The sequence below is a fragment of the Paenibacillus sp. RUD330 genome (genome assembly GCF_002243345.2).
Classification (GTDB): domain Bacteria; phylum Bacillota; class Bacilli; order Paenibacillales; family Paenibacillaceae; genus Paenibacillus_O.
This window is the reverse complement of sequence record NZ_CP022655.2, coordinates 1,171,035-1,196,352: the sequence shown is the minus strand read 5'-3', so window position 1 is coordinate 1,196,352 and position 25,318 is coordinate 1,171,035. Positions and strand designations below refer to the sequence as shown.

Genomic DNA, 25,318 nt, shown 5'->3' with positions numbered 1-25,318 from the left:
CTTTACTTCACCGCTTTGTCGGCGAACCACTGCTTGATCTCGCCTTCATGCTCCCCGGCCCACGCCGCTTCGGCCACGACGAGCTTGGCATCCGCCGCGCGGTCGGCCTTGGGTTCCACGCCTTTGGCGGATGGCTGGAAGTAGCTCTCCTCGCCCTTGTCGATCAGCTCCTGCTGCGTCTTCGGATCGAGCAGGAACTCGACGAACGCCTTGGCCGCTTCCAGATGCTTCGTCTCCTTCTGGATGGCGGCGACGCGGACCGATGCCGGAGCGCCTTCCGCCGGCCAGACGATGTCGACCGGCTCTCCCTTGTTCTTCAGCGCGTAGGCGTTGCTCTCCTGAAGGGCGGCCGCTTTGATTTCGCCGCCGGTCAGCGCCTTGGCGACGTTCGGATTTTTCGGATACACATGCATGCCGTTTTTGAACAGGCTGTCGAAGTACCCCTTCGCGGCGTCCATGCCTTGGTTCTGGAAAAACCACGAGACGAACGGATAGGCAGGCGCGGCGACGGCAGGGTCGGCCATGCCGAGCGTATTCTTGAACTTCGCGTCGGCCAGATCGGCCCATGTCTTCGGAGCCGTATCCTTCGTGAAGGCTTTCGTGTTGTAGGCGATGACGGCGGCGGCGTGGGCTCCGGTCGGATAGTAGGCTCCGCTCGCCGGAACGAGTCCGCTGGCGAAGTCCGTCAGGTTGCCGATGTCGGCCGGCGTCCAGCCCTCCAGCAGGCGGCCGGATTTGCCGAGCTGGTCGATCATCGGCATGGAATCCATCCAGACGACATCCCAATGCGGGTTGCCCTTCTCCGCTTCGATGCGGGATGCGAGCTCCGCTCCGTTGCCGGATACGAGCTCCAGCTTGTAGCCGGTCGCCTGCTCGAACATCGGCTGGATGATCTCGTCGAAGTCGTTCAGGTAGACGACGAGAGGCTCGTCCGATTTGGCAGGCTCCGTTGATGCCGGCGGAGCGGTTGAAGCTTCCGTGTTGGCGGCCGGAGCCTGTCCTTCTGCAGCCGGACCGGCTGCATTCTGGGACGCATTCTGAGCTCCGCATGCGGATAAGGCAAGGGAGAGCGACAGGGCGAGAAGGGCGGTAGCGCGCTTGCGGCGGACAATGGTTGTCATCGAACATCCTCCTGATCAATGTCTTGATGCACTAAGCATATAAGACCTGTGTCAGGGAACCGTCAACGGCAAGATAAGGTTTCATTAAATAAATTCTATAAAATTGGATGGGATCATAGAATTTTTTGATTTCCCGAACATAAAAAAAGCGATCCCCATCCGGCTTGTCAAGCCGGATGGGGATCGCTTCGTTTCCACTGCGCCAGCTACTGCGTGAAAAGAATGCCTGCGGAGTCGGGAAAATCGCCGCATCGAACCTCTCGTCACTCGATGTCAAAATCGAAATATTTTTTGGGAAACGGCTCCTTTTCGAGCGTATAATGCCACCATTCCTTGCTGTAGGGGTGGAAGCCGCGCTTCTCCATCGCTTTTTTGAGAACGGCCCGGTTAGCCGCTTGCAGGGCTCCGATCTGCTGCGTGCCATGGCTCGAGATTTCCCCGAAAAAATCGAAAGGACTGCCCATGTCGGTCGGCTTGCCTGTCTTCAGGCTGAAGGTCGTGAGATCGATCGTGCTGCCCCTGGAATGCCCCGAACGGGAGGATACGAAACCAAGCTTGAACACGTCGGCCTTGTCCACTTCGGGATAAAAGACGTCCTTCATGGCGGTATCGTCCGCATCCCTGGACCAGGACATGAACTGCTGGACAGCCTTGACCGGGCGGTAGGCATCGTAGACAAGCAGTCCGAGTCCTTCCGCGGCAAGATCGTCGCTTACCCCCTTCAACGCTTTGGCCGCCTGCCCGGACAAGATGGCGTACGGCGCCTTGTAGCCGTCCAGCCTTCTTCCCACGAAATTGTAGTCGGTGTAATAGCGGATGTCGGATTTGAGCGTCGGGATGACTTCATCCAAGTAAACGAAGCCCTCCGGGAGCCGATGCTTCTTCTCTGCCACTGGCTTCACTCCTTGCTTGGCGGGCGCGGCCTTGCCGACGGGGGAAGGCCGCGGGCCGGCAATCGTCGGCTGCGGCGCACTCGAATCCGCCGGGGCAGCAGCCGCCGTGGCCGGAGTACGAGCCGCTGCCGCCTCACGCCCGGCTTCGACGGCTCCGTTGTCCTGCCCCGCGAGGCTGGCGACGCCGGAATCCACGGCATCGGCCGGAGCGGCGCAAGCCGTCAGCTGGATGGCCAGACATGCGGCCGGCAAGCATGCCAGCAGCTTCTTTCCTTTCGAATGCATGGAGCTCCTCCTCTGTCTTCTTTCCCGTACGATGCACGGCTGCGCTCTTTCTTCGCCGAATTCGCATACACCGATTGTATACGACTCTATCGAAAATGTAACGTCCCGATCCTTCGCGCAAGCTTGGTTCCCGTCAAGGCAAGCCCTATAATAGCAGAGAGGAAACTGACCAAGGAGAGATGCCGCATGCCTGATGATTGGGATAAACGGGTGGCGCTGCTATGGGGCTCCGCAGACGTCTTGAGCGGAGAGGAATTCGTCGCCCGAATGGAACGGCTCGCTTCCGAGCTTCCCGAGGACAATCCTGAAGCGGCCTTCGAACGCGCCGCCTCCCTGGAGCAGGCCGGGCAGTCCAATCTGGCCGTGCCGCTATACCGGCGCGCCCTTTCGAGAGGATTGAAGGGAGAGCGCAGGAGGCTTGCCGTCATTCAGCTCGCAAGCCTGCTGCGCGGCATCGGAGCGCTGCCGGAGGCGATTGCCCTGCTCTCTACCGAGCAGCGGCGCGGGTCCGATCATCTGGACGACGCCGTCCAGGCTTTCCTGGCCCTATGCCTGGCCGAAGCCGGCGAAGAGCGCCAGGCGGCGTCGATTGCGCTCGCCGCGCTCGCCGGCCATCTGCCCCGGTATCGGCACAAGATAGAATCCTCCGCCAAAGATCTGCTTAAGGGCTGATCCGGATCTACGAAAAATTGAAAGGGGAAATGAACCCTGAATCCATCCGTCCACCATGCAGCTCCCGCCCCGGAAGAATACATCCGCCTCCGAAAGGCCGCAGGATTGAGCGCCAAAAGTCCGGAAGGAGCTGCGATCGGACTCCGGAACTCGATCTATTGCGTATCTCTCCGGCATGAAGACCGGCTGATCGGAATGGGCCGGATCATCGGCGACGGCGGCTGTTTCTATCAGATTGTCGACATCGCGGTAGATCCGGCTTATCAAGGGATAGGACTCGGCAAGCTCGTGATGGCCCATTTGACGGAGTATCTGGATAGCCATGCGCCGAAGGGCTCCTATGTAAGCCTCATTGCCGATGTTCCGGCGGACCGCTTGTACAAGCAATATGGCTTTGATTATACGGAGCCCGCTTCCGTCGGCATGTACAGGAAGTACTCCCTGTAATGCGAAGGCTCGTTCCCAGCCTGCCGCTTCAGGCTGGGAGTAGAACCGATTGATCAGGGATGCATACACTAGGATAAATGGCCTAGGGAGGGACAGAAATGAACCGGCTTGCCCAGATCGATGATGCTAAATACACCCTGATCGGCAGATTGTTTACACTGGGAGGATCCGTTTTTTTCTTTATCGGATCTCTGATTGTCGCCATTCTGGCGTACAAATCATACCAGGACCTTCTCCAGCCCCAAGCCTGAACAAAGCCGCCCCCGAATAATGTTCATGCGGGCTTGATCCCTCCCTGCAAGCTCTTAGAAGAGAAGAGAAGAGAAGCAGCCCCTCTAATCAGGTCGATTAGAGGGGCTTCCGCTTCGCTTCATGGACGGGACAAGCGCTTGACCGCTGCAAGAGCTTCCTTCATCGAGCCCTATTTCCGAGGAAATAAGATCTCGATGGTTCAGCCGGAATCAGCCGGCATCCTCAACGGTTTCGATTCTCTTCACGGCTTCTTCGGCAAGCATGAAATTCCTCCGACTTGAAACCTGCGGTTTTTATCGAGATAAATAGGCTTCAAGCAAGCCCTCCACTTCCGTTTTTTCCAAAGGACCATAAATAAAATGCTTCCGCCCGTCTTGATCGACCAGTATCGTCGTCGGAATGGACTTAAGCTTGAAATACTCCTCCGCCTCGCCTTTTTCATCAAAATAAACCGGCGTTTTCATCTTCATTTCCAGCTGGAAGTTGACGGCTTCATAGACCGTATCCTGCTGCGTTGCATGGACGGCCAACACAAGAACAGCTGCCAGCAAGCCGCCCTGAAGCATGCGCTGCCGCTTCCCTCGGCCTCCGTCTGCGCTACTTCTTGAGAATGAGCTCAGCCGCATACTCGTCTCCGTTAACCTTTTTGATTTCCTTCAGCACAAAAACGGTATTCATCAGCTTAATTTCATCACCGGGCTGGTAGCGCTTATTCCGCTCGTCTTCAACGAGCACGAGGGAATCGATTGCAGCAGAGGTTTTGTTTTCTTCGTACGTCCACTTGACCTTCCCGTTCTCCGAAACGCCCGGCAGCGGAACCAAGATACGGGCAGGCAGCGTCGATTGCCATGGGTTCAAGCGCCATAACGCGGCGGCAGCAAGCAGGACCACAACTGCCCCTGCTATGCCTGACTTCCAATTTAAGTTCAAGTTTCATCCTCCTGTGCAAAAAAAGGTGACCGCCGCTGGAATTCCGTTTCCCCCTTCAGAGGTGCCGTCTTCATCATCAAACCTTATTTCCCCTCTTTTTCCTGATAACTTGCAGCTGGCGGAACGTCTGTATCCATGGCTTTGACTGAACCGCTGCTGACTGCCGGGACTACTCCGGAAAAGCTTGATTTCTTTCCTTCATAGTCGTAGGTTCCTTCAAAAACATAGACCGGCTGTCTTATCGAGAACGACGTTTTTTGCGTCCTCCGAGATATTTTGGACACCTTTGGACGTCTGCAGGTCTTGAGCGGCCTCTCGGATTGATTTAGGTTCTCATTTCTTTTATTTGGAATTCAAATCCATTTTATGCTATCAATCTTTTTCGTTCATGGAAATAGTAAAAAAATACTACTTCCTATTTATAAGAAAAATTCAAAAAAGCCGTCCCCCTGCCTTTCGGCAAGGAGACAGCTTTTCAAAACAAGAATAACGAATCAGTATTCCATCAGCATGGCCACGTTCTGCCATCCTGCGCCGACCGTCCAGAACACCAGATAGTCGCCGCGCTTGACCTTGCCGTCCCGCAAAGCGTCATGCAGGGCAAGGAACGGGCTGTTGCTGGCGGTATAACCGTACTTGTCCCCGACATAAGCGACCTTGGAGCCGTCGATGCCGAGCCGCTCCGAGACCAGCTTCACGTTGCCGACGGAAAATTGGGAGAACAGGTAGGCGCCGACCTCCGAACTCCGGATGCCGTTGCTGTCCATCAGCTCGCGCAGCGTATCCACCGCGGAATCGACGCATACGGAGTCGTCGAACGGAGTGAATCTGACCTGAGCCTCGGCAGCTTCTCCACGGTACAGGTTCGACAGTCCGCCAGCAGGGAACAGGGAATTGTCGATGACCGCCGTGTCCGTCTGATAGAGCGAATCGATGAAGCCGCCGCTTCCCTCCTGCGCTTCCAGGATGACGGCAGCCGCGGAATCGGCGAAGTTGGAATGGTATACCGGCTCCTGCGGGCTGTGGACGGAGAAATGATCCGCTCCGACGACGAGCGCCCGCTTGATGCGGGGATTGCTCAGCATCGTGCGGCTTGCCTGCTCGACCGCCACCAGCATGCCTGCGCAGTTCGCGTTGATGTCGTAACACATCGTCTGCTTGTTGCCGCCAAGTCCGCTATGGAGCTTGAGGGCGTTGCTCGGAAGCAGATACTCCGGCGTCTGGGAGGAGAAGAGGATGAGATCGAGGTCCTCGGCCGCGCATCCGGCGGCGGCCAGCGCCTTGCGGGATGCCTCCAGCGCCATCGTGTACGTATTCTCGTCCGGGCTGTCGATGACAAAACGCTTGTCGCGGCCAAGCGCCTTCAGCAAGCCCGACACTTCGACGCCGGACTGGCGGAAGCGCTCGATATAGTACTCATTGTCCACTTCATGGGAAGGATGATAGATCTCCAGACTGCGGATTCGGACGGCTGTCATTGGCTTTGCCTCCTCTGGATCGGAATTAGACTTCGGTGATTTCGCAGTTTTCCAGGCCGACTCCGCGCGCGACGCGTCCGAGCTGCATTTTGAGCACCGGATTTTTGGCGAGCAGGAGAGAGACTTTCTTGAAGCCGTCTTCCTTGTACAGCGCGAAGCAGCCTTCGAGAATCGGCAGCGAGCTCGGAGCCGATACATTGAGCAGCGTGCAGTCGATGCGAATTTCATATTCCGACGTATCGATCGTCGCGATCGTGGCTTTGTACGCCTCTACGGAATTCATGCCGTCCTCCGGAGAGAACGTTCCCTCTACCTGCGCGTTGAAAACCTTGTTCGTGCGATCCAGATCAATATTGAAGCTACCCATTTCTGCATCCTTCTTTCTTGGCTGGTTTGGTTGATATCAGTTGACGACCAGTGCTTTGAGCCGGTCCAGAATCGGAGCCGGCTCGGTTCCGTCCGTAATGACCTCGATGAGGCAAGGTCCATCCAGGCCTTCGAGGAAGGACGGAATCGCCGCCATCTCCTCGATGCTTTCCACCGACATGGACCGGACCCCGGCAGCTTCCATCATGGCTGCGATGGAGATGCGCTCCTGCTTGTAATCCGGGATGGAACGGCTGAAGAGGAACTGCTGGCCTCTTTCCACATAAGACAGCATCGCGTTGTTGATGACGAAGTAAACGACGGGAATCCGGTATTCCTTGGCGGTCAGAATATCCATTCCGTTCATGAAGAAGCATCCATCCCCTGCGACGACGGCGACCGGCCGGGAAGGATCGGCGAGAGCCAATCCGGGCGCTCCCGAGATGGCCGAGCCCATCGCCCCGTAATCGAGGTTGATCTCGAAGTCTCCCCCGTCCGGGACATGGATGTACTTCAGCGCGAAGTTGGTGAACTCCCCGATATCGCATACATAGCGGGTGTCCGACGGCATGGTGTCCTTCAGGTTTTCCAGGAACAGCCGCAGAGACATGCCGGTATGGTTGAGCTCATAAGGCGCGTTGACGGGCTCCTCCCGAATGTACCGGGAGGAGGACGCCTGAACGGCGTTCAGGAGGCAAGGAAGAACCTCCTTCAGATCGCCGCGTACGGCCGCATCCGTTCGGAACACTTTGCCGAGCTCGGAGGGATCGCGGTCCACGTGGATGAGCTTCCGTCCGGCGACAAGCACGTCGTTGAAGTTGCAGGTCGAGGCTTCCCCGAGGCTGCTGCCCAGCACTAGAACGCAGTCGGGCTCGGCCGAATTCACATACCGGCTCGCCGCCTCCGTGCTGGAGAACCCGTAGTTGCCCAGATTCAAAGGAAAATCTCCCGAAACGATTCCCTTTCCCGCCGGCGTCGTGATTACAGGCCACTGCAGCTTCTCGCTGAGCTGCCTGATGCCGTCGCCGAAGCCGCGGCCGCCGCGGCCGACCATGATCAGGCCCTTGCGCGCGGAGCGGATCAGCGCGGCGGCATGCTCCAGCGAGGCAGGGTCCGGCAGAGGAGCAGCGAACTCGGCTGCAGCCGGCGCTTCGGGAATAGGCATGTCCAGATCCAAGCGCTGGATGTCGATAGGGATGCACAGGTACACCGGGCCGCAAGGAGGAGTCAGAGCGATCCGTACCGCCTTGTCCAGCTCCGCCAGCACATCCTGCTCGCGCAGCACTGTCGCGCTGTATTTGGTGACACCCTTCACCATCTGTTCGCCGTCGAGCTCTTGGATCGCTCCTTTGCCCATCTGCCAGCGGTTGATGCCGCCGGCGATGACCAGCATCGGGGCTTTGGCCCGCTTCGCGTCCGCAATGCCGTTCATCATGTTGCTGACGCCCACCGCTCCCGCTCCGGCGCATACGGACAGCCTTCCCGAGGTGCTGGAATAACGGGCCGCCGTATAGGCCGATCCCGCCTCGTTCTTCGCGATGACGGGCTTGATGCCGACGTCGATGAGCGAATCGTAGATCGGTCCGATGATGCCGGCCGGAATTCCAAACAGATGCTCGACTCCTGCAGACTTCAAATAGCGCAGCATGGCTTCTGCGAGTTTCATCGAATCCACTCTCCGATTCTATATATCTTCTCTGTAAAAGGCGGCTGGGCGTTCCGTTTCGCGGCTTGCGCCGAAGCATGCTCGGGCAGGCTTCCGATGGAGGCCGGGATCGCCGGACCGGCGCCCCCTTGCTCTTCCATGAAAGGAACGGCCTTCTCCGGCAAGGGTTGAATCATTCCATCATCTGTTTTCTTCATGATCAGCCTCATGGCGGGATGCTTCTTCTTGGATGGCCAGCACCTGCTGCCTCAACAAGCGTGCCGAATCGAGCGACTGCGTCATGGCGTCCAGCTGCTCCTCCGCGCACATGGCGATTTCCTTGGAGCCGGCCAGCGCCACCTCCGTGCTCTCCGACGTTCCGCGGACGGAGGTCAAAATCTCTTCCGTGCTAGCGTTGATCTGCTGCGTGACGCTGGATATTTCCTGAACCTTTTCGGATACGCTCCCCGTCAGGCCGACGATCTCATGGAATGCCTGCCCGGCCGAGTTCACGCTGCTCACCCCGGACTGCAGCTCCACGTTGAAACGGGTCATCGCCTCGGAGGAACGCCGGAAGTAGCTTCGAATATCCGCAGCCGTCTTGGCGATATCCCTGGCCGAAGAGGAGGACTGCTCGGCCAGCTGCCGAATCTCGCTGGCGACGACCGAGAAGCCCCTGCCGAATTCGCCCGCATGGGCAGCCTCGATCGCCGCATTCAGGGAAAGCAGATTGATCTGGCTGGAAATCTGGCTCACGACGTGAGCGATCTTCTCGATCTCCTCGTTCAAGCCGCTCATTCCCGACAACGCTTCGGACGAAGCCGCGGCATGCTCGGACACAATGTTCATCTGGGAGACCGCATTGTCGATGACCGCGGCTCCCTGGTCGGCTGTCTCCGCCACGACGGCGGTCTCCTCGGCAAGAGACATCGAGGAGTCCGCGATATGCTCCATCCCCTTCGTGACTTCCTCCAGCATGGCCATATTGTTTCTGGATTCCACTGCAATGGACTCGTTGCCGAGCGAGATCTGCTCGATGGAAGCCGTTATTCCTTCCACCAGATCTTTGCAGAATTCATTGTCCCGGACGAGCGATCCGGAAGCGACAGCCGCTTCCTTGGCCAAGGACAGGATGCGCTCCGTGCTCGGGGACTGCTCCTGCTCCTGTGCAGGAGCCGCAGCCTCAGCCTCGCCTGCCGCCGGCTCCAGGCCGAAGCGGCGGCGAATCTTCGGCAAGAGCGCTGCCAAGGCAGCCGCTCCCGCAAGAACCAGGACAAAGGTCAGCATTCCGCCCCATGCGGCGCTGCGGCCGCTTGCGCCCGCAAGCGACAGCACGGCGAAATGGACGATACCCGATGCCGCTCCGATCAGCGCGGCCGATCCGGCAAACGCAAGCGCCAGAGGCCTTCCGGCCGTAAACGGATTGTTCATGATCATGCCCGCTTTCTCTACTGACTATGGTTGCCTGTTTGCTCCCCGCCTGAATGCTAGGTTGCTTGTTGAGCTTTCGTTGATGATGACGCTCCTTTCCGCTCCCGGCGGATCGACTGCAAACATTACACATATCGGAATATAACGATGCATTCTTTAACTTTCATGGCAAATTTGAACGATTTTTGTCGAAATCTGCTCTTTTTCCATGCCGCCGCCCGAATTCCCCATGCGGAGCCGAATCAAAAAAAACCGGCCGAGAGGGCCGGTTCGGAACTCGGATTCATGGGTGCCGCCGAGCTTAGCCGAGAAAATGCTTGATGAAAAAGTCCAGCTGGTATTCCATGCTCAGAGGATCGTTGAAGTAGAACGCTTTTGCGTCGGCTTCAAAGACATGCTGATTTTGGACAGCGGGAATGTTCTTGTACGTTTCCGTCGTTTGGAACGAATTGTCTTCATCGGCGTTTTTGCTGAAAATGACATAGTCGCCGGCATAATCGCTCAAGACTTCATTCGATACGGCGAAGTAACCGTCCTTGCTCGTCGCTTCCTCGACCTTGTCCGGCATATGCAGGCCGAATTGCTGATAGAGGATTTCGGTTCCGCGGCCAAAATTGTCTCCATATACATAGAGCTGCTTGTTGAACGTCTCGATGACCGAGACCGTCGCATCGGCGCCGATCTTCGCCTTGATCTCTTCTCCGGCTTTCTTCGTGCGGGCGTCGAAGTCGTCTACCCAGGCTTGGGCTTCCTTTTCTTTATTCAGCAGCTTGCCGATTTCCAGCTGCTGCTGCTTGAAGTCGACTTTTCCGTACGTAAAGGTGACCGTAGGGGCAATTTCCTTGAATTTATGGATGTTTTTAATATCGGAGAGCCCGATGATCAGATCCGGATTCAGCTCCACGATCTTTTCGAGGCTTTCCTCGTCTACAGCTTCCACCCCGTCCAGCTTGCCGGCGAAATTCGGGTTGTCCATGGACATCTGGTCCACTCCGACCAGCGGCACGCCGAGAATCATGACGTTGCCCGTCAGGAACCGGGTAAGCACGACGACGCGCTGCGGATGAGTCGGAACCTCGACAGGTCCGCTCTCGGACTGATAAGTAAAGGTTGCCGCTTCCGATGCGGGCGACGCTGCGGGAGCCGGGGAACTCTCGTTGCCGGCAGGCGCGTTGTCGTTGGCTTGATTGCTGCCGCAAGCGCTCAGCAGAAGGACGAAGGCAAGGACAGATAGAACGGAAAGCTTTTTCATGACATGACTCTCTCCCTTTAGATGCGGTCTCTATGCAGCCGAGCAATGATTATGAAAATCATTCTCATTTACATGAGTTATTATAGAGATGCATCGCTTGTTGAGCCATGCCTTTTTGTTGGGAAATGGGCTTGGACTATTGATTGCCGGGAAGGAAACCAGCTTGGACTATTGATTGCCCCCAAAAAGCGCCTCCGCCCGCTGAAGCTGCAATCGAATCGAAACGGGATTGTACGGCACCCAGTCGTCCTTCTCGAGAAAGTGAATGTCATTGCGGCGCACAGCGGAAAGCTCCCCCCAATAAGTTGAGCCCAGCACCGCTTCGGAATGCGCTGTCGACCCTTTGACATCCGGAAACACGATGACTAGGACCCGGTCGCCCGCATAGTCCGCAAGCTGCGGGATTTCAATAGGGATGGAATGGAATTGTTCCCCGAGCCGATCCATCTCCTGCTTGATTTTGGCGGGCGGCTGCAGACCGAGCGAGCCGTAGAGGACATATCCGACATTGCGTGCTCCATATATGAGCAGTTGATCCGGCTTGATCACCACAATCGTGACCGTCCCGCCCGCCGCTCCGCTATGCTGTATCCGTGCACGGGCTGCCAGTTCCTCCTCCTCGAATTCAGCCAGCCACCGCTCCGCCTGCCCGGTTCTCTTGATCACTTGGGCGATAAGACGGAGATGCTCCTTCCACCCGACTCCCATCCATGGAATCTCCGCGATCGGGGCGGCGACACGCAGCTGCGCGGCATGCAGCCCATGCTCGTCCAGATGGCGGCTGTCCGCAAGGATCAGCTCGATGTCATGGGCGAGCAAAGCCGGCCTCACCTGCTCGACGGGGCTGTCCGCATGAATGAACGTCATGTCTTGCGGCGGCTGAACCCCTTCCGCATTCACATATTCGCTGTTGTCGGATATGAGGACGGACGGCTCCAGCCCGAGCAGCAGCAGATGGCTGGCATAAGGAGTCATCATGACGGCCACGCGCCGAAAAGGCATCCGGTTGTAGGCCGAGGGCGGCATTCCCGTCTGCTGCTTGAAGCGGCGGCTGAAGTAGAACTCGTCCTTGTAGCCGACCTTGAGCGCGATCTCTCTCAGCGTGCCCGAGCCGCTCAGAAGCAGCTCCTTGGCCCGATGAACGCGAAGGCGCGACAGGTAATCATTGAAGGAGAAGCCGGTCAGCTGCTTGAACAGAATGGAATAATGGGATGGGCTCACTCCGGCGATTTCGGCTAAGGCGTCCCGCGTCATCTTGTCGCTGAATTTATTTTCCAAATACGCCAAGCTGCGTTCCATGGAAGGCTGCAGGCTTGCCGCCTCCTTGGATTCCAGCAGCTCGGCAAGCCCGAGAACGAGCTCGTGGAAGATGATCTGATTGCGGACATGGCGGCCTTCGCTCTCCGGAGAGCGATGGACGTACAGCTCCTCCACAAGGGCAGCCATCTCCGGCTCATAAGGAAAGAAGTGAAGCTCTGAATTAGAGGCGATCCCGCTTTTGCGCATCATTTCCCCTGCCGGCCGCTTCTGCTCCCTGAAGCCGATGGAGAGGGAGTAGGCATGGAGCGGCTGCAGACGGTCCGCGATCAGAGCGGCCTCGCTGCCTGGCGGAAGAAGGATGACGCTCCCCTCCGCGATCTCGCCGCTGCGATCTCCGGCCTTGAAGACGCCTTTGCCGCCGGCGATGGATACCAGCACGGCTGAGCTTTCCTCGAGCGGCAGCTTCGCGCTGCCATAGAGCGATTGGATGCTGCCGAATGCATATAAAGGAAAACGGGACTCCACCCATTCCGGGACCGCAGCTTTGCTCACATCCGATGCCTCCGTTTCAAAAAGATATTAAGCCCTATCGATTCTATTATGCATGGCTATCATGTCCATTGCACCTAACCGATATAAAGGTTGAGAAGATGATACAAGCCAAGAAAGGAATCGAATCCACCCGATGTCTTACTCTCTACGATCTATTTTCGCTGTCTTGCTCGCAGCTGTCGTTATTTTGCTGACCGGAGCTCTGAGCTGGTCGATCGGCAGCAAAACAACCGTTGAAATCGAATCCCAGATCGGCCAATCCTTATCGGAAACTTCCTATCAGATGGCGGATAAAATGGATTCCTTCATGTGGTCCCGCTCGGGCGAGCTGGATGTGCTGAGCAAGCTGGAAGCTTTGCAGCATCCCGGCTCTCCGAATCAGATCCGCGCATTGCTGGACCAGCTGAAGCTGAGCCTGCCATCCTTTACGTGGGTTGGCTATATGGACCCGAAGGGAACGGTCATCGCTTCCACCGACGGGATTTTGACAGGCACCAGCATCGCTAAGCGTCCTGTATTCCAGGAAGGGATAAAAGGAAAATTCATCGGGGACGTCCATGAGGCGGTCCTGCTGGGCAAGCTTCTGCCGAATCCGACGGGAGAGCCGATGCAGTTCGTCGATATCAGCCTGCCGATCTACGACAAGGCCTTGAACGTACAGGGAGTTCTTGCCGCCCATCTCAGCTGGGCTTGGGCGCGCGAGATCGAAGCTTCCGTTTTGCAGCCCCTGAAAGAGCACAAAGAAAATGTGGATATTCTGGTCGTAAGCCGGAACAACGACACGGTTCTCATCGGCCCCTCCGCCATGGTGGGCAAGCCGCTTGTCCTGGACAGCCTGGCGAAAGCCCAAGCCGGCCAGAACGGCTATTCCAAGGAGCGCTGGAGCGACGGGAAAAGCTATTTGACGGGATACGCGCTTGGAGACGGCTACCAGGACTACAAGGGACTTGGCTGGACCGTCATCGTCAGGCAGCCGATCGACATCGCATTCGCTCCCGTAGACGGCATCCGGCATTTCATTATTGGAATCGGCGTCATAACCGCGCTCTTGTTTGCGATCGCCGGCTGGTTCACCGCCGGCATGGCCTCCCGCCCGTTGAGACGGATTACGGTTGCCGCCGAGGGTCTGCTCCGGGGCGAGCCATCGGCCATCCCGATCCATAAGGGAATCCGGGACATCGAAATACTGTCGAAAACCCTCCATCGCCTGGTCACGGACCTGACGAAGACCGAGCTGGCGCTGGATGAGATGGAAAATCAGGCCCATCAGGACAAGCTTACGGGACTTCCCAACCGCCGCGCGCTGGATTCGTATCTGGACCATGCGGTCGCCGCCGCCCGCAGCGGCAAGGTTCTGACCTTCCTCTATCTGGATTTGGACGGCTTCAAATCCGTCAACGACAAGTACGGCCATCAAGTCGGCGATCAGCTCCTGCAGCTGACGGCGGCTAGAATCCGCTCCTGCATGCGTGCGGGAGAGCTTGCGGTCCGTCTGGGAGGCGACGAATTCCTGGCCGTGTTCTATACGTCCGCTAGCGATTCCGAGGCCGGCGGTTCAGCTCTGGCGAACCGGATCATCCAGGCCATCAATGAGCCCTTGGCGATTGAAGGCCATTCCATTGGAATCGGCTGCAGCGTAGGTGCAGCCCGATGGCCGGATGACGACCCGGACCCGATCTCGGTCATCCGCAAAGCCGACGAGGCTTTGTATCGCTCGAAGCGCGAAGGCAAGAACAGGGTGACCTTCGCGGGCAAGGATGCCTAGCCTATTGAAAACATAGAGAGAAGCCGCATACCGATCGGTATGCGGCTTCTCTCTATGTTTCTGTCCTGCAGCCGAGCTCCGTGCTGAATAGATGAAGAGCAGGATCATGCCGCCTGCTCCTTCATCCTGTTATTCTGCCATTAGACTCTAGTTGCCGAAGAATTGATCTTTGTCTCTTCCCGAAACCGTAATTGTTTTGTCGGGAGAGTTCAAGACGAGCTTGAATTGATTCTCGTTTACTTTTACGGCGGTAACGGCTACCGATGCCGCGTTCAGCTGATTATTCAGATCACTGACCAAGGCAGCCATGTCGGCATAATTCCAATCCAGCATTATCGTTGCCGTTGCTGCGCCGTCGCTGATGCTGAACGTACGGTTTTTGGAGCTGTCCTCGTCCGTCCCGGTGTGATGATTGTTTGGGAAGAAGAAGGACCAATCCGCTCCGCCCAGCGTAATCGAAGCGGAAGATCCGGTTTGGAAGGTAGTGATGAAGAAGGTGTCTTCAAACCCCATCCCGCCTAAGGTCCGATGGCCTAGATCGATTCCATGCGCATTGCAGTAGTCTTGGATAAAGCTGTCTACCGCCGAGCCCATCACCTGTCCTGTAGTGAATCCGTTCAACGGAATGTTCCAGGTGAGGTCAACCGGAATGGTGATCGTCCCGTCGCTTATCGTGAAGTGCTTCGGGTTCGCTTGGAAATTTGTTGACGTTATCGTTTTGCTTTCTCCCCTGGCTTGAGCAGCATAAACGGTCCCGAAATCAAAAGTGGTCAACACTTTGCTTGTAAGGGTCTCAAGCCCAGCAATAACCGCTTCTGCTTCCGTCAAGCGGCTGATGTCCCCTGCAAGCGTCTTCTGGGTCGCGGTCAGAGCTTCATAGGCCGTGCGTGCTTGAGCCACAGCTGCTTTGTCCGCCAAAGTGACGGCTTCTTTTGCCGGCAAGGCGGCGATTTGCGCTTTCACCAGATCCGCCGCTGCCTGATCCGCTACCGCTTGCGCTTCCAGCGCCGCAATAACCGCCTCCGCCTCCGTCAGGCGGCTGATCTCCCCTGCAAGCGTCTTCTGGGCTGTTGATAAAGCTTCATAGGCCGTACGTGCTTGAGCCACAGCTGCTTTGTCCGCCAGTGTGACGGCTTCTTTTGCCGGCAAGGCGGCGATTTGCGCTTTCACCGCATCGGCCGCTGCTTGATCCGCTGCCGCTTGCGCTTCCAGCGCCGCGATTACTGCCTCTGCTTCCGTCAGGCGGCTGATGTCTCCTGCAAGCGTCTTCTGGGTCGCGGTCAGAGCTTCATAGGCCGTACGTGCTTGAGCCACAGCTGCTTTGTCCGCCAGTGTGACGGCTTCTTTTGCCGGCAAGGCGGCGATTTGCGCTTTCACTGCATCGGCCGCTGCCTGATCCGCTGCCGCTTGCGCTTCCAGCGCCGCAATAACCGCCTCCGCCTCCGTCAGGCGGCTGATCTCCCCTGCAAGCGTCTTCTGGGCTGTTGATAAAGCTTCATAGGCCGTACGTGCTTGAGCCACAGCTGCTTTGTCCGCCAAAGTGACGGCTTCTTTTGCCGGCAAGGCGGCGATTTGCGCTTTCACCAGATCCGCCGCTGCCTGATCCGCTGCCGCTTGCGCTTCCAGCGCCGCGATAACCGCCTCTGCTTCCGTCAGGCGGCTGATGTCTCCTGCAAGCGTCTTCTGGGTCGCGGTCAGAGCTTCATAGGCCGTGCGTGCTTGAGCCACAGCTGCTTTGTCCGCCAAAGTGACGGCTTCTTTTGCCGGCAAGGCGGCGATTTGCGCTTTCACCGCATCGGCCGCTGCCTGATCCGCTGCCGCTTGCGCTTCCAGCGCCGCGATAACCGCCTCTGCTTCCGTCAGGCGGCTGATGTCTCCTGCAAGCGTCTTCTGGGTCGCGGTCAGAGCTTCATAGGCCGTACGTGCTTGAGCCACAGCTGCTTTGTCCGCCAGTGTGACGGCTTCTTTTGCCGGCAAGGCGGCGATTTGCGCTTTCACCGCATCGGCCGCTGCCTGATCCGCTGCCGCTTGCGCTTCCAGCGCCGCGATAACCGCCTCTGCTTCCGTCAGGCGGCTGATGTCTCCTGCAAGCGTCTTCTGGGTCGCGGTCAGAGCTTCATAGGCCGTACGTGCTTGAGCCACAGCTGCTTTGTCCGCCAGTGTGACGGCTTCTTTTGCCGGCAAGGCGGCGATTTGCGCTTTCACCGCATCGGCCGCTGCCTGATCCGCTGCCGCTTGCGCTTCCAGCGCCGCGATAACCGCCTCTGCTTCCGTCAGGCGGCTGATGTCTCCTGCAAGCGTCTTCTGGGCTGCCGATAAAGCGTCATAGGCCGTACGTGCTTGAGCCACAGCTGCTTTGTCCGCCAGTGTGACGGCTTCTTTTGCCGGCAAGGCGGCGATTTGCGCTTTCACCGCATCGGCCGCCGCCTGATCCGCCGGATCTGGTGTTGGCGTCGGTGTCGGTGCTGGCGTCGGTGTCGGTGTCGGTGCTGGTGTCGGTGCTGGCGTTGGTGTCGGCGTCGGCGTTGGTGCCGGCGTCGGCGTCGGCGTCGGTGTCGGCGTCGGCGTCGGTGTCGGCGTCGGTGTCGGCGTCGCGGATGGCTTGGTTTGTTCATCCAATCGGGTCAGAAACTTGGAAGTGACCAGAGCTGCATCCTGACGGCTCGCTACACTGAGCGGCCTGAAGGTGTTGTCGGGGTTTCCCGTTATAAGGCTCCGCTCAACGGCAGCGCCAACCGCATCTTTGGCCCAGCTGGAAATGGAAGCCGCATCAGAGAACGTTAAATTTTGGCCTTTTCCGCTGCTGTCCACACCTAACGCGTTGATAAAAACAACCGCCATCTGCTCACGGGTGAGGCTCAGGTTGGCGCCAAAGGTTCCATCGCCCATGCCTTTAAACAGACCTGCTTTTACCGCTGCTTCTACGGCAGCAAAAGCATAGTTGCCGTTCGGAACGTCTTTGAAGGTAGCCGCTGATGGAAGATTGCCCGTATCCAGCTTGAGAGCCTTTGACAGTATGATGGCAAAGTCCTGTCGCTCTATATTGCCTGTCGGATCGAATTTGCCTTCACCAATACCGCTGATGATCCCCATTTCGGCAAGCTTAGTGATGGCGTCTTTGGCATAGCTGCCTGAAATATCGGTCAAAGATTCTTGTGCGGAAGCATGGGGCACCAGGACGCTGAGCAGCGCGGCCGTCGCCAAGATGGACAATGATTTGGCTTTAAAACTCATGTTTATCTTTTCTCCTTGATTGATTTATTTTCTAAGTAGACCCTTCTTCTTGAGAGAGGGAGCAAAGGGCACTGAAGCTATCGTATTTATCGGCAAATCTCTCCACTCAAGTTAAATTAATTTTATTTGAATATGTAGAGCTATCTCTCTCTTTTTCATTAAATAGCTTTTGGGCTTATTTGCATAGCCTTTTCATAACGGACCTGTACGAAGGACGGCACAAGATCTCATCATGGTGGAAATCGAACAGCAGAAAAACCGGCCGCATAGGCCGGTTTAGATTCTGGAAGCTCATCTTGGTTGTCAAGCTCTAGATTTTATAAGCCTTCATCGCTTTGCGCAGCTCCTTGATGCTCGGCCGCTTGCCGTAGAGCAGAACGCCGGTGCGGTAGATCTTGGCGGACAGCCAGCCGAACACGTAGATGCTGACCAGCATGATGCCGAGCGAGACGAGCACCTCCCATGTCGCCACATGGCCTACGCCCACTCTCAGAACCATGACATAGGGCGAGAAGAACGGGATGAACGAAGCGGCCTTGACCAGCATGCTGTCGGGATTCGCCAGATTGAAGATGCCCAGATAGAACCCGGCGAGCGATACGAAGGTGAGCGGCATGACCGCCTGGCCGAGATCCTCGGTACGGCTGACCAGGGAGCCGACAGCCGCGTACAGCGTTGCGAACAGGAAGTAGCCGGTCAGGTAGAACAAGAGAGCGAAGAGGAGAAGGTCGGGACTGACGTCGCTGAGATGGATATCCAGATTGCCGAGCGCTTCCCGGTTGGTCGGGAGCTGGATGTTGATGAGGACTGCCGCCACGTAGATCGCGATCTGGAGCAGGCCGACCAGGAACATGCCGAATATTTTGCCGAACATGCTGTTCAGCGGAGACACGCTCGTGATCAGCACTTCCATGATGCGGGAGCTCTTCTCGGTCGTCACTTCGCTCGCGATGACCTGGCCCGTCGCCATGATCGACATGAAGAGCAGGAACAGGACCGCATAGACCATGCCCATATTGACGCCCTGCTGGGAAGCCGTGCGGCCGGCATCCTCGGCGGTTCCGTCCGCCGATATCTGCAGCGCCTTCACGTCGACCGGCGCATACAGCAGCGTCTTCTGCTCAGCCGTAAGTCCGGCGGCATTCGCCTTGACGATCTGCAGCGCGGTTTTCAATTCTTCGACCGAGGAAGTGTCGAGCAGCTTCTCGGATTTGAAAAGAGCGGAATAGAAGCCGGTCTCCTTGTTCGGCTCAAGCAGCATGTAGCCGCTGATCTTCCCGTCGGTCAAGGCTTTCTTGAGAGCGGCTTCCGCCGTGGCCGCGCTCGTTCCTCCATCGATCTTCTCCAGCCTCAGCTTCTGCTGGCCTGCCGGCTGGGAGTCGAAATATTCCTTGACCCAATCGCCGACGAGAGTCGGGGTCGCGCTGCTTTGGGCCAGGTCGCTCTGCATGGAGGCGTACCCGATCGTTTTCGGGCTGTCCGAGCCGCCGGATTTGAACAGCGAGATGATGTAGGGAAGGTTGATGGCCAGAGATAGAATAAGGACCAGGATGAGCGTCGTGATGAGGAAGGCTTTGCCTTTGACCTTGTTGCGGAACGTAAAGCCGGTGACCGTCCAGAACTCATTCATGATTTTCACCTACCGTTTTAATAAAGATTTCATTCAAAGTCGGTTCCATGATCTCGAAGCGGGTGACGTCGCTCTGCTGCATCGCATGCCGCAGAACCGCGCGCCCGGAAGCCTCGTCCGCGATCCGCAGCTCATAGGCATGCTCATGGCGCTTCACGCCGATGACGCCGGGCAGCTCCTCCAGTCCGGCGATCTCTCCGTCTGCCGCCAGCATGACTCTCTCCTTCGGAAAACGGTTCTTGATCTCCTTGAGGCTGCCCTTGAGCACCTCGTTCGAGCGATGCAGAATCGTAATGTTGCGGCAGAGCTCCTCGACATGCTCCATCCGGTGCGTCGAGAACAGAATGGATGCTCCCTGGTCGCGGAGCTCCTTGACGGTCGATTTCAGCAGCTCGACATTGACCGGATCGAGCCCGCTGAACGCCTCGTCGAGAATCATCAGCTTCGGCCTATGGATGATCGTCGCGATGAACTGGATCTTCTGCTGGTTGCCCTTGGACAGCTCTTCCACGCGCTTGTCATAATACTCCGGCACGCCGAAGCGCTCCAGCCACATCTTGAGGCTTTTGTCGGCGTCGGCCGCCGACATTCCCTTCAGGCGGGCAAGGTAGACCAGCTGCTCGCTGACCTTGACCTTCGGATAGAGGCCCCGCTCCTCCGGCAGGTAGCCGATGTCCCTGAGCTGCTGCTTCGTGTACGGCTTGCCGTTGTACAGGATCCGGCCTTCGTCGGGAAAAATCAGCCCGAGCACCATCCTCATCGTCGTCGTTTTGCCCGCGCCGTTGGCGCCGAGCAAGCCGTAGATCTCTCCTCTGTCCACCTCCAGGCTGATGCCGTTGACGGCGGTTTTGTCTGCATATTGCTTGACGACTCGTTCCACAATGAGCGGTTTCACTTCTTGTTTCCCCCTGTTCGTCTAATCTTATCTTCTTTGCGAGGTCCTCTTATTTCTTGTGCCGGATCAGATGGTCCAAAATATCGTCCAGCTCCAGAGCTTTCTGGCCGCTGACCGGATAGCCCTGACGGCGGCACCATTGCTCCGCCTCCCATGCGCGGGAGGTGACGATGCGGCAGGTGCCTCCTCCAGTCTCCTCGATCCGGACGATTCCCGGCATCTCAGCGGCGGCGCGGGCTGCGGCGGCCGGCGAACCGCCTTCCGGCGCCGATATATAGAACGTATGCCACGATCCGAGCAGTTCATCCTTCTCGTACATGCCGATGATGATGCCGGAGTCCATGATCGCGATATAGTCGGCCAGCCGCTTCACCTCGTCGATGATATGCGTAGCCATGACGATGGTCCGGCTGCCTCCGTCCATATACCGGTGAAGCTCGTCGACCATCGTGCGCCAGGCCAGCGGATCCAGGCCCGATGAGGGCTCGTCGAGCAGCAGCAGCTCCGGGCCATGCGCCATGGCGAGAGCCAGCTCGTATTTGCGGCGCATGCCCTTGGACATTTTCCCCAAGCGCAGCGAAGGATCCACCCCGAATTGCCTCAGCATTCTCTCGAATTCGTTGCGATCCCATCCGGGATACCACTGACGGACGAAGTCCGCCTTGGCCGTGCCCCGCAGCCTGCCGTCGAGTTTGTCGTCTTCTTCCGGGACGTAGCCGATCCTGCGCTTGAGCTCCGTATCGTCCGTTCCTTTGCCGACCGGTTCGCCCAGCATCGTGATCTCCCCTGCATCGGGGCGAACCTGGTCGAGCAGCAGCCGGAAGGTGGAGCTTTTGCCGCAGCCGTTGGGACCGACAATCGCGGTTACATAGCCTGCCGGAAGCTCCAGATCCAGGGGACCCAGCCGGAACCGGCTGCGGTTCAGCAGCACGCCCGAGAAGCTTGCGGCAGGCATGCTTCCAACGACGTCCGGCTGCGTTCCTCTTTCCGCGGTCTCCTTCGCATTCTGAACAGCTGCACTCACCCGGTTTTCCTCCGATCGGTTCGTCATGTCATCCTCCTCCGCTCCAGCTCTTCGCGCAGCATGCTCTCCAGCTCGGCACGGCCGAGGCCTGCGCTTGCTCCGGCGTCCACCGCAGCCGAGATGGCCGCCTCCACCGCCTCCAGCCGCTGCTTGGCGCCGGCTTCGACATCGACCTTGGCGACGAAGGTGCCCGTTCCCTGCTTCGTACGGAGCAAGCCCTCCGCCTCCAAGTCCTGATAGACCCTGCGGATCGTGATGAGGCTGCACTGCAAATTCTGCGCAAGCTCGCGGTTGGAGGGCAGCAGCGTATTCTCCTCCAGCTGGCCGCTCATGATCAGCGTCCTGAGCTGGGATTCAATCTGGTGGTACAGCGGCTCGGCGCTATGCTCGTTGATATGAATGGGTAGCCGCACGGCTGCACCCCCTTAAGTTGAAAACATCCACGGCGGGGCTATCCCAGCAGGCTGCGGCGGCTGAGCCGCCAGGCCATCAGCCTGATCGTGCCGGCGAAGCTGATCGCGGCTGCCGCCAGCATGATGATCGCCCAGATCCAATTTCCCTCTTGCACGGCTTGCAATTGGTGGTTGACCAGCGCAATGCGGTTGAAGGACAACAGGATGGCGACGCCTAGAATGAGAACCACGATGATAAAGCAGTACATGAGGTAGGCTTTGCCTCCAAGCCCCATTTCCATCAAGGCATAAAGGCTGCCGACGGCGATTCCGTAGCCGTACCATTGCAGGCCGAAGTTCAAAAATTGCAGCGGAGTCAGAAATTCATGATAAACAAGGACATATTGGACTCCGAAGTAGATCAGCAGCGTGGGCGTAAATATCGTGGCCATCGTCAGAAGGCGGCCGAGGGCGATCTGCCGGTAGCTGATCGGCAGCAGCCGGATCCGCGCGATCTTGCGCGCGACCTTGGCCTGCTTCCAGTTGCCGATGGTCGTCATGTTCATGAAGAATCCCAGGACCGGTATGATGGCCAGCATGATGAAGTCGATCACCCATGCGAACGAATCGGCTTGCCCGCCCTCCCGAAGCTGCATGATCAGCGGAGTCGTCGTCACGATGAAATAAAAGAGCATCGCGATATTGAACAGCCACCCGAACCCGATCGACATCCAGTCGTATTTGACTAACAGCTTGGCGCCTTGCCAGGTGCTCAAGAGCGTTCCTCCTCTCCACACCGCGTTTGAACAGTGTGCATACTGTGTATATCTTTATATACACTATACACACCGTTTCCAGTTTTAGTCAATGCCTAGAATGGGAACCGGATTTGCATCTCCATGCTTCAAACTCCAAATCAGGCTCCATCCCGCTTGGCTGCCATTCAGCCACATACAAAACCATCAGGATGACAAACTAACCTTTATCCAGCCTATAGGGGAGGAATAGCGTTTGAATCAGCCAACATTAGGGGCGTTCCTGTTCAGCTGCCTGAGCCGAGCCGGAATATCCGACGTATTCGGCGTTCCAGGGGATTATAATTTCAGCATTCTGGACGAGCTTGGCCGCCATCCGGAGCTGGGCTTCATCGGCTGCAGGAACGAGCTGAACGCCGGATATGCCGCCGACGCTTTTGCACGCTTGAAGGGCATATCCGCTCTGCTCACCACCTTCGGGGTCGGCGAGCTCAGCGCCTGCAACGCCATCGCCGGCTCCAACAGCGAATCCATTCCGGTCGTGCACATCGTCGGGGCTCCGCCTTCTATGGACCAGTCGGCTCATAAACTCATGCATCATTCCCTGATGGACGGAAATTTCGATTCGTTCCGGAAGGTCTATGAATCGTTGACCGCCTATGCGGTTGCCATCACCCTGGAAAACGCCTCGCATGAAATCCCTAAAGCTCTGCACATTGCCCAGACTCAAAAAAAGCCGGTGTATCTGACCATTCCCGACGATCTGATAACCAAGCCGATTCAGGCGCATGCGGAATCTTGGCCCGCTCCGGCAACAACTCCTTCCTCTCTCGCAGAGGCATCGGCCCATGCGGGCCGTCTGCTGAAGGGGAGCAGCCGCACGGTGCTGCTGACCGATGTGAAGGTGCTGCGGTACGGCTTGGAGAATGCGGTACGGCTTCTGGCGGAAAAGCTCCATCTTCCCGCAGCGTCCATGGTGTACGGCAAAGGCTCGTTCGACGAGACCCATCCCAGCTATATCGGCATATACTCCGCTGGATGCGGCGAGGAATCCGTCCGTCAAGCCGTCGAAAATGCGGATTGCGTCATCGCCGTCGGCCTGGTCTGGGCCGACACCAACACGGCCAGCTTCACGGCCAAGCTGGACTTTGCAAAGACGATTCAGATCAACCCAGACAACGTCCGGATCGGATCGGCCATGTATGCGGGCATCCAAGCCAGGGATATGATGGATGCTCTCATGCAGCTCCAGACCGTACAGGCCGCTCCCGTTCCCGCACCGGCCTTCCCTTATGATCTTCCGCAGGGACAGCCGGATGATGACTTGGCGGCGGCCAATTACTATCCGCTGTTCCAGCAATTCATCCAGGAAGGCGATGTCGTCGTCGTGGAGACCGGCACCTTGTTCGACGGGATGTCCCAGTTGAGGCTGCCCCGAAACGTCACCTACGTGGCGCAGGGGGGCTGGCAAGCCATCGGTTATGCCACTCCGGCCGCCTTCGGAGCCTGCATCGCCGCGCCGGACCGGAGGGTGCTGCTGTTCACAGGCGACGGCTCCATCCATCTGACGGCGCAGGAGATAAGCTCCATGCTGGAGCATCAATGCAAGCCGATCCTGTTCATCCTGAACAACGGCCTGTACGTTGTGGAAAATTATTTGAATGTCAACGCGGTCAATCCCGGTTATAACGTCATTCCCAAGTGGGACTTCCCCAAGCTGCCGGAAGCATTCGGAGGCGACGCCTTCACCGCGACCGCCAGAACCGTCGCCGAGCTCCGCGAGGCCATGCGGCAGGCGGAATCGGAATGCCGTTCCCGGCTGTGCATGATCGAGCTCATTCCCGGCAATCCCATGGATGCTCCGCCATTCCTTGTGAAAACCAGAGCCATTCTCGAAGCGCAAAAAAAGAGCCGTTGATCAAAAAAAAAAACCAGACTGTCCGGACAAACTCCGGACAGTCTGGTTTTGTTGCAGGCAGGGAAGACGCCAGGATAATCCCGGCGCTTCAATATAAGCTTGAGGCCTCTTCCTGCTTCCTGCTCAACTATAGAGCCTCACGGCCATCCTTCATTCCGCTGCAAGCAGGTTGTCGACTTCCTCGACCGTCGGCAGCGCAGCGATCGCGCCGGCGCGCGTCGTCGTGATCGCTGCGGCTGCATTGGCGAAGGCGAGCAGCTCTCTCGCCGTCTGCGCCTCGATGCCGCCGAGAAAGTCCGACTGGCGCTGGACGCCGTACAGCAGCGAGCCGATGAAGGCATCTCCCGCGCCGGTCGTGTCGATGACGCTTACGGCATGGCCTGGAACGTCGACGCGGAAGTCCTTGGACAGCCACGTCGCTCCCGCCGGACCGCGGGTATAGATGACATGCCTGACATCGCCGGCGAACAGGGACTTCAGCGCCTCTTTCTCGTCGGAGATGCCGGTGATGAACGCCAGCTCCTCGTCCGAGATCTTCACGAGATGAGCCAGCGGAAGGAATTCCAGAATGGCCTGACGGCATTGTTCCGGGCTGTTCCACAGCGGCAGCCGCACATTGGGATCAAAGCTGACGATTCCACCGGCTTCGCGGCATTTGGAGATTGCTTCCGCATGCGCGTATTTGACCGGAGCCTCGATGAGGTCCACCGAGCAGAAATGCAGAAGATCTCCCGGCTCGAACCAATCTCCGATCTCGTCCTTCTCCAGCAGCATGTCCGCGCTCGGATTGCGGTAAAAGCTGAAATCCCGGTTGCCGTCCGCCTTCAGGCTGACGAAAGCCATCGCGGTATTCGCTTCCCGCGTCCTGAGCACCCTGGTGACGTCCACCCCGGCTTCCGCAAGCGTCTCGACCAGAAAATCGCCGAAGGCATCCTCGCCAAGCTTGCCGATGAATGCGCTGCTGCCGCCAAGCCGCGACACGGCGCTGGCGACATTGGCAGGAGCCCCTCCCGCCGCTCGGCTGAATCCGCCGACCGCCTTCAGCTCGACGCCTCTCTGCTCCGGAATCCAATCAATAAGGGCTTCCCCAATCGTAAATACCGTCGACATCCGTATCCTCC

Annotated in this window: 22 protein-coding genes; 5 read left to right on the top strand and 17 right to left on the bottom strand. The window is 57.9% G+C overall.

The features are described from left to right. Positions 1-2 precede the first annotated feature (2 nt). Positions 3-1,121, bottom strand: a complete 1,119-nt coding sequence (locus tag CIC07_RS05255) for an extracellular solute-binding protein (protein WP_076359694.1) — start codon at positions 1,119-1,121, stop codon at positions 3-5. A gap of 263 nt (positions 1,122-1,384) precedes the next feature. Further along, positions 1,385-2,299 carry a M15 family metallopeptidase gene (locus tag CIC07_RS05250; RefSeq protein ID WP_083688710.1) on the bottom strand — a complete coding sequence of 305 codons (915 nt, stop codon included), beginning with the start codon at positions 2,297-2,299 and terminating at the stop codon, positions 1,385-1,387. A 186-nt stretch (positions 2,300-2,485) separates the two neighbouring features. Here CIC07_RS05250 and CIC07_RS05245 point away from each other — a divergent pair, with 186 nt between their 5' ends. From CIC07_RS05245 to CIC07_RS05235, 3 genes are all read left to right on the top strand, one after another. Further along, a complete protein-coding gene (locus CIC07_RS05245) occupies positions 2,486-2,971 on the top strand; it encodes a tetratricopeptide repeat protein (RefSeq protein WP_076359692.1) in 486 nt (161 codons plus the stop codon). 36 nt (positions 2,972-3,007) lie between these two features. Next, positions 3,008-3,418 (top strand): GNAT family N-acetyltransferase, encoded by a 411-nt coding sequence (locus tag CIC07_RS05240; protein WP_076359690.1) that lies wholly within the window; start codon positions 3,008-3,010, stop codon positions 3,416-3,418. 98 nt (positions 3,419-3,516) lie between these two features. Then, positions 3,517-3,669 carry a hypothetical protein gene (locus CIC07_RS05235; protein ID WP_165895307.1) on the top strand — a complete coding sequence of 51 codons (153 nt, stop codon included), beginning with the start codon at positions 3,517-3,519 and terminating at the stop codon, positions 3,667-3,669. A 294-nt stretch (positions 3,670-3,963) separates the two neighbouring features. On the opposite strand, the gene CIC07_RS05230 is transcribed toward CIC07_RS05235, so the two are convergent. The 8 genes from CIC07_RS05230 to CIC07_RS05195 form a co-directional block, all read right to left on the bottom strand. Beyond that, positions 3,964-4,236, bottom strand: coding sequence for a TlpA family protein disulfide reductase (locus CIC07_RS05230; protein WP_076359688.1), 273 nt, complete (start codon positions 4,234-4,236; stop codon positions 3,964-3,966). Between the two features lie 31 nt (positions 4,237-4,267). Continuing rightward, the gene (locus CIC07_RS05225) at positions 4,268-4,600 is read right to left on the bottom strand and encodes a hypothetical protein (RefSeq protein ID WP_076359686.1); all 333 of its coding nucleotides are present in this window, start codon (positions 4,598-4,600) and stop codon (positions 4,268-4,270) included. Between the two features lie 494 nt (positions 4,601-5,094). Continuing rightward, positions 5,095-6,078, bottom strand: a complete 984-nt coding sequence (locus tag CIC07_RS05220; protein WP_076359684.1) for a 3-oxoacyl-[acyl-carrier-protein] synthase III C-terminal domain-containing protein — start codon at positions 6,076-6,078, stop codon at positions 5,095-5,097. Between the two features lie 25 nt (positions 6,079-6,103). Then, complete coding sequence (locus tag CIC07_RS05215; RefSeq protein WP_076359682.1) at positions 6,104-6,445, bottom strand: hypothetical protein; 342 nt, start codon at positions 6,443-6,445, stop codon at positions 6,104-6,106. 36 nt (positions 6,446-6,481) lie between these two features. Further along, positions 6,482-8,110, bottom strand: coding sequence for a thiamine pyrophosphate-binding protein (locus CIC07_RS05210; RefSeq protein WP_076359680.1), 1,629 nt, complete (start codon positions 8,108-8,110; stop codon positions 6,482-6,484). 180 nt (positions 8,111-8,290) lie between these two features. Beyond that, the gene (locus tag CIC07_RS05205; RefSeq protein WP_157742020.1) at positions 8,291-9,520 is read right to left on the bottom strand and encodes a methyl-accepting chemotaxis protein; all 1,230 of its coding nucleotides are present in this window, start codon (positions 9,518-9,520) and stop codon (positions 8,291-8,293) included. A 301-nt stretch (positions 9,521-9,821) separates the two neighbouring features. Continuing rightward, positions 9,822-10,772 (bottom strand): iron-hydroxamate ABC transporter substrate-binding protein, encoded by a 951-nt coding sequence (locus CIC07_RS05200; RefSeq protein ID WP_076359674.1) that lies wholly within the window; start codon positions 10,770-10,772, stop codon positions 9,822-9,824. Between the two features lie 168 nt (positions 10,773-10,940). Then, positions 10,941-12,584, bottom strand: a complete 1,644-nt coding sequence (locus tag CIC07_RS05195) for a helix-turn-helix domain-containing protein (RefSeq protein WP_076359672.1) — start codon at positions 12,582-12,584, stop codon at positions 10,941-10,943. Positions 12,585-12,717: 133 nt separating this feature from the next. Here CIC07_RS05195 and CIC07_RS05190 point away from each other — a divergent pair, with 133 nt between their 5' ends. After that, on the top strand, positions 12,718-14,349 hold the full coding sequence (locus tag CIC07_RS05190) for a sensor domain-containing diguanylate cyclase (protein WP_076359670.1): 1,632 nt from the start codon (positions 12,718-12,720) through the stop codon (positions 14,347-14,349). A 147-nt stretch (positions 14,350-14,496) separates the two neighbouring features. Here CIC07_RS05190 and CIC07_RS05185 read toward each other — a convergent pair whose 3' ends face one another. The 6 genes from CIC07_RS05185 to CIC07_RS05160 form a co-directional block, all read right to left on the bottom strand. After that, positions 14,497-17,583, bottom strand: coding sequence for an S-layer homology domain-containing protein (locus CIC07_RS05185; protein ID WP_165895297.1), 3,087 nt, complete (start codon positions 17,581-17,583; stop codon positions 14,497-14,499). 310 nt (positions 17,584-17,893) lie between these two features. Continuing rightward, on the bottom strand, positions 17,894-19,213 hold the full coding sequence (locus CIC07_RS05180) for an ABC transporter permease (protein WP_076358842.1): 1,320 nt from the start codon (positions 19,211-19,213) through the stop codon (positions 17,894-17,896). Next, complete coding sequence (locus CIC07_RS05175) at positions 19,206-20,108, bottom strand: ABC transporter ATP-binding protein (protein ID WP_076358841.1); 903 nt, start codon at positions 20,106-20,108, stop codon at positions 19,206-19,208. Before CIC07_RS05175 ends, CIC07_RS05180 begins: the two co-directional genes overlap by 8 nt. A 49-nt stretch (positions 20,109-20,157) precedes the next feature. Continuing rightward, positions 20,158-21,159 carry an ABC transporter ATP-binding protein gene (locus tag CIC07_RS05170; protein ID WP_234993043.1) on the bottom strand — a complete coding sequence of 334 codons (1,002 nt, stop codon included), beginning with the start codon at positions 21,157-21,159 and terminating at the stop codon, positions 20,158-20,160. After that, positions 21,156-21,545 (bottom strand): GntR family transcriptional regulator, encoded by a 390-nt coding sequence (locus CIC07_RS05165; RefSeq protein ID WP_076358840.1) that lies wholly within the window; start codon positions 21,543-21,545, stop codon positions 21,156-21,158. The genes CIC07_RS05170 and CIC07_RS05165 overlap by 4 nt, the downstream gene beginning before the upstream one ends. A gap of 38 nt (positions 21,546-21,583) precedes the next feature. Continuing rightward, positions 21,584-22,300 carry a hypothetical protein gene (locus tag CIC07_RS05160; RefSeq protein ID WP_076358839.1) on the bottom strand — a complete coding sequence of 239 codons (717 nt, stop codon included), beginning with the start codon at positions 22,298-22,300 and terminating at the stop codon, positions 21,584-21,586. Between the two features lie 235 nt (positions 22,301-22,535). On the opposite strand from CIC07_RS05160, the gene CIC07_RS05155 reads away from it, so the two are divergent. Beyond that, entirely contained in the window at positions 22,536-24,197 is a 1,662-nt protein-coding gene (locus CIC07_RS05155) for an alpha-keto acid decarboxylase family protein (RefSeq protein WP_076358838.1), read from the top strand. A gap of 150 nt (positions 24,198-24,347) precedes the next feature. Here the strand turns inward: CIC07_RS05155 and CIC07_RS05150 are convergent, their stop codons facing one another. Beyond that, a complete protein-coding gene (locus CIC07_RS05150; protein WP_076358837.1) occupies positions 24,348-25,307 on the bottom strand; it encodes a carbohydrate kinase family protein in 960 nt (319 codons plus the stop codon). Positions 25,308-25,318: the final 11 nt, after the last annotated feature.

Excerpts from the sequence above, each read along its gene's own strand:
- CIC07_RS05255 (WP_076359694.1), bottom strand. The coding sequence starts at position 1,121 with ATGACAACCATTGTCCGCCGCAAGCGCGCTACCGCCCTTCTCGCCCTG.
- CIC07_RS05250 (WP_083688710.1), bottom strand. The coding sequence starts at position 2,299 with ATGCATTCGAAAGGAAAGAAGCTGCTGGCATGCTTGCCGGCCGCATGT.
- CIC07_RS05245 (WP_076359692.1), top strand. The coding sequence starts at position 2,486 with ATGCCTGATGATTGGGATAAACGGGTGGCGCTGCTATGGGGCTCCGCA.
- CIC07_RS05235 (WP_165895307.1), top strand. The coding sequence starts at position 3,517 with ATGAACCGGCTTGCCCAGATCGATGATGCTAAATACACCCTGATCGGC.
- CIC07_RS05230 (WP_076359688.1), bottom strand. The coding sequence starts at position 4,236 with ATGCTTCAGGGCGGCTTGCTGGCAGCTGTTCTTGTGTTGGCCGTCCAT.
- CIC07_RS05220 (WP_076359684.1), bottom strand. The coding sequence starts at position 6,078 with ATGACAGCCGTCCGAATCCGCAGTCTGGAGATCTATCATCCTTCCCAT.
- CIC07_RS05215 (WP_076359682.1), bottom strand. The coding sequence starts at position 6,445 with ATGGGTAGCTTCAATATTGATCTGGATCGCACGAACAAGGTTTTCAAC.
- CIC07_RS05210 (WP_076359680.1), bottom strand. The coding sequence starts at position 8,110 with ATGAAACTCGCAGAAGCCATGCTGCGCTATTTGAAGTCTGCAGGAGTC.
- CIC07_RS05205 (WP_157742020.1), bottom strand. The coding sequence starts at position 9,520 with ATGAACAATCCGTTTACGGCCGGAAGGCCTCTGGCGCTTGCGTTTGCC.
- CIC07_RS05200 (WP_076359674.1), bottom strand. The coding sequence starts at position 10,772 with ATGAAAAAGCTTTCCGTTCTATCTGTCCTTGCCTTCGTCCTTCTGCTG.
- CIC07_RS05190 (WP_076359670.1), top strand. The coding sequence starts at position 12,718 with ATGTCTTACTCTCTACGATCTATTTTCGCTGTCTTGCTCGCAGCTGTC.
- CIC07_RS05185 (WP_165895297.1), bottom strand. The coding sequence starts at position 17,583 with ATGAGTTTTAAAGCCAAATCATTGTCCATCTTGGCGACGGCCGCGCTG.
- CIC07_RS05180 (WP_076358842.1), bottom strand. The coding sequence starts at position 19,213 with ATGAATGAGTTCTGGACGGTCACCGGCTTTACGTTCCGCAACAAGGTC.
- CIC07_RS05170 (WP_234993043.1), bottom strand. The coding sequence starts at position 21,159 with ATGACGAACCGATCGGAGGAAAACCGGGTGAGTGCAGCTGTTCAGAAT.
- CIC07_RS05150 (WP_076358837.1), bottom strand. The coding sequence starts at position 25,307 with ATGTCGACGGTATTTACGATTGGGGAAGCCCTTATTGATTGGATTCCG.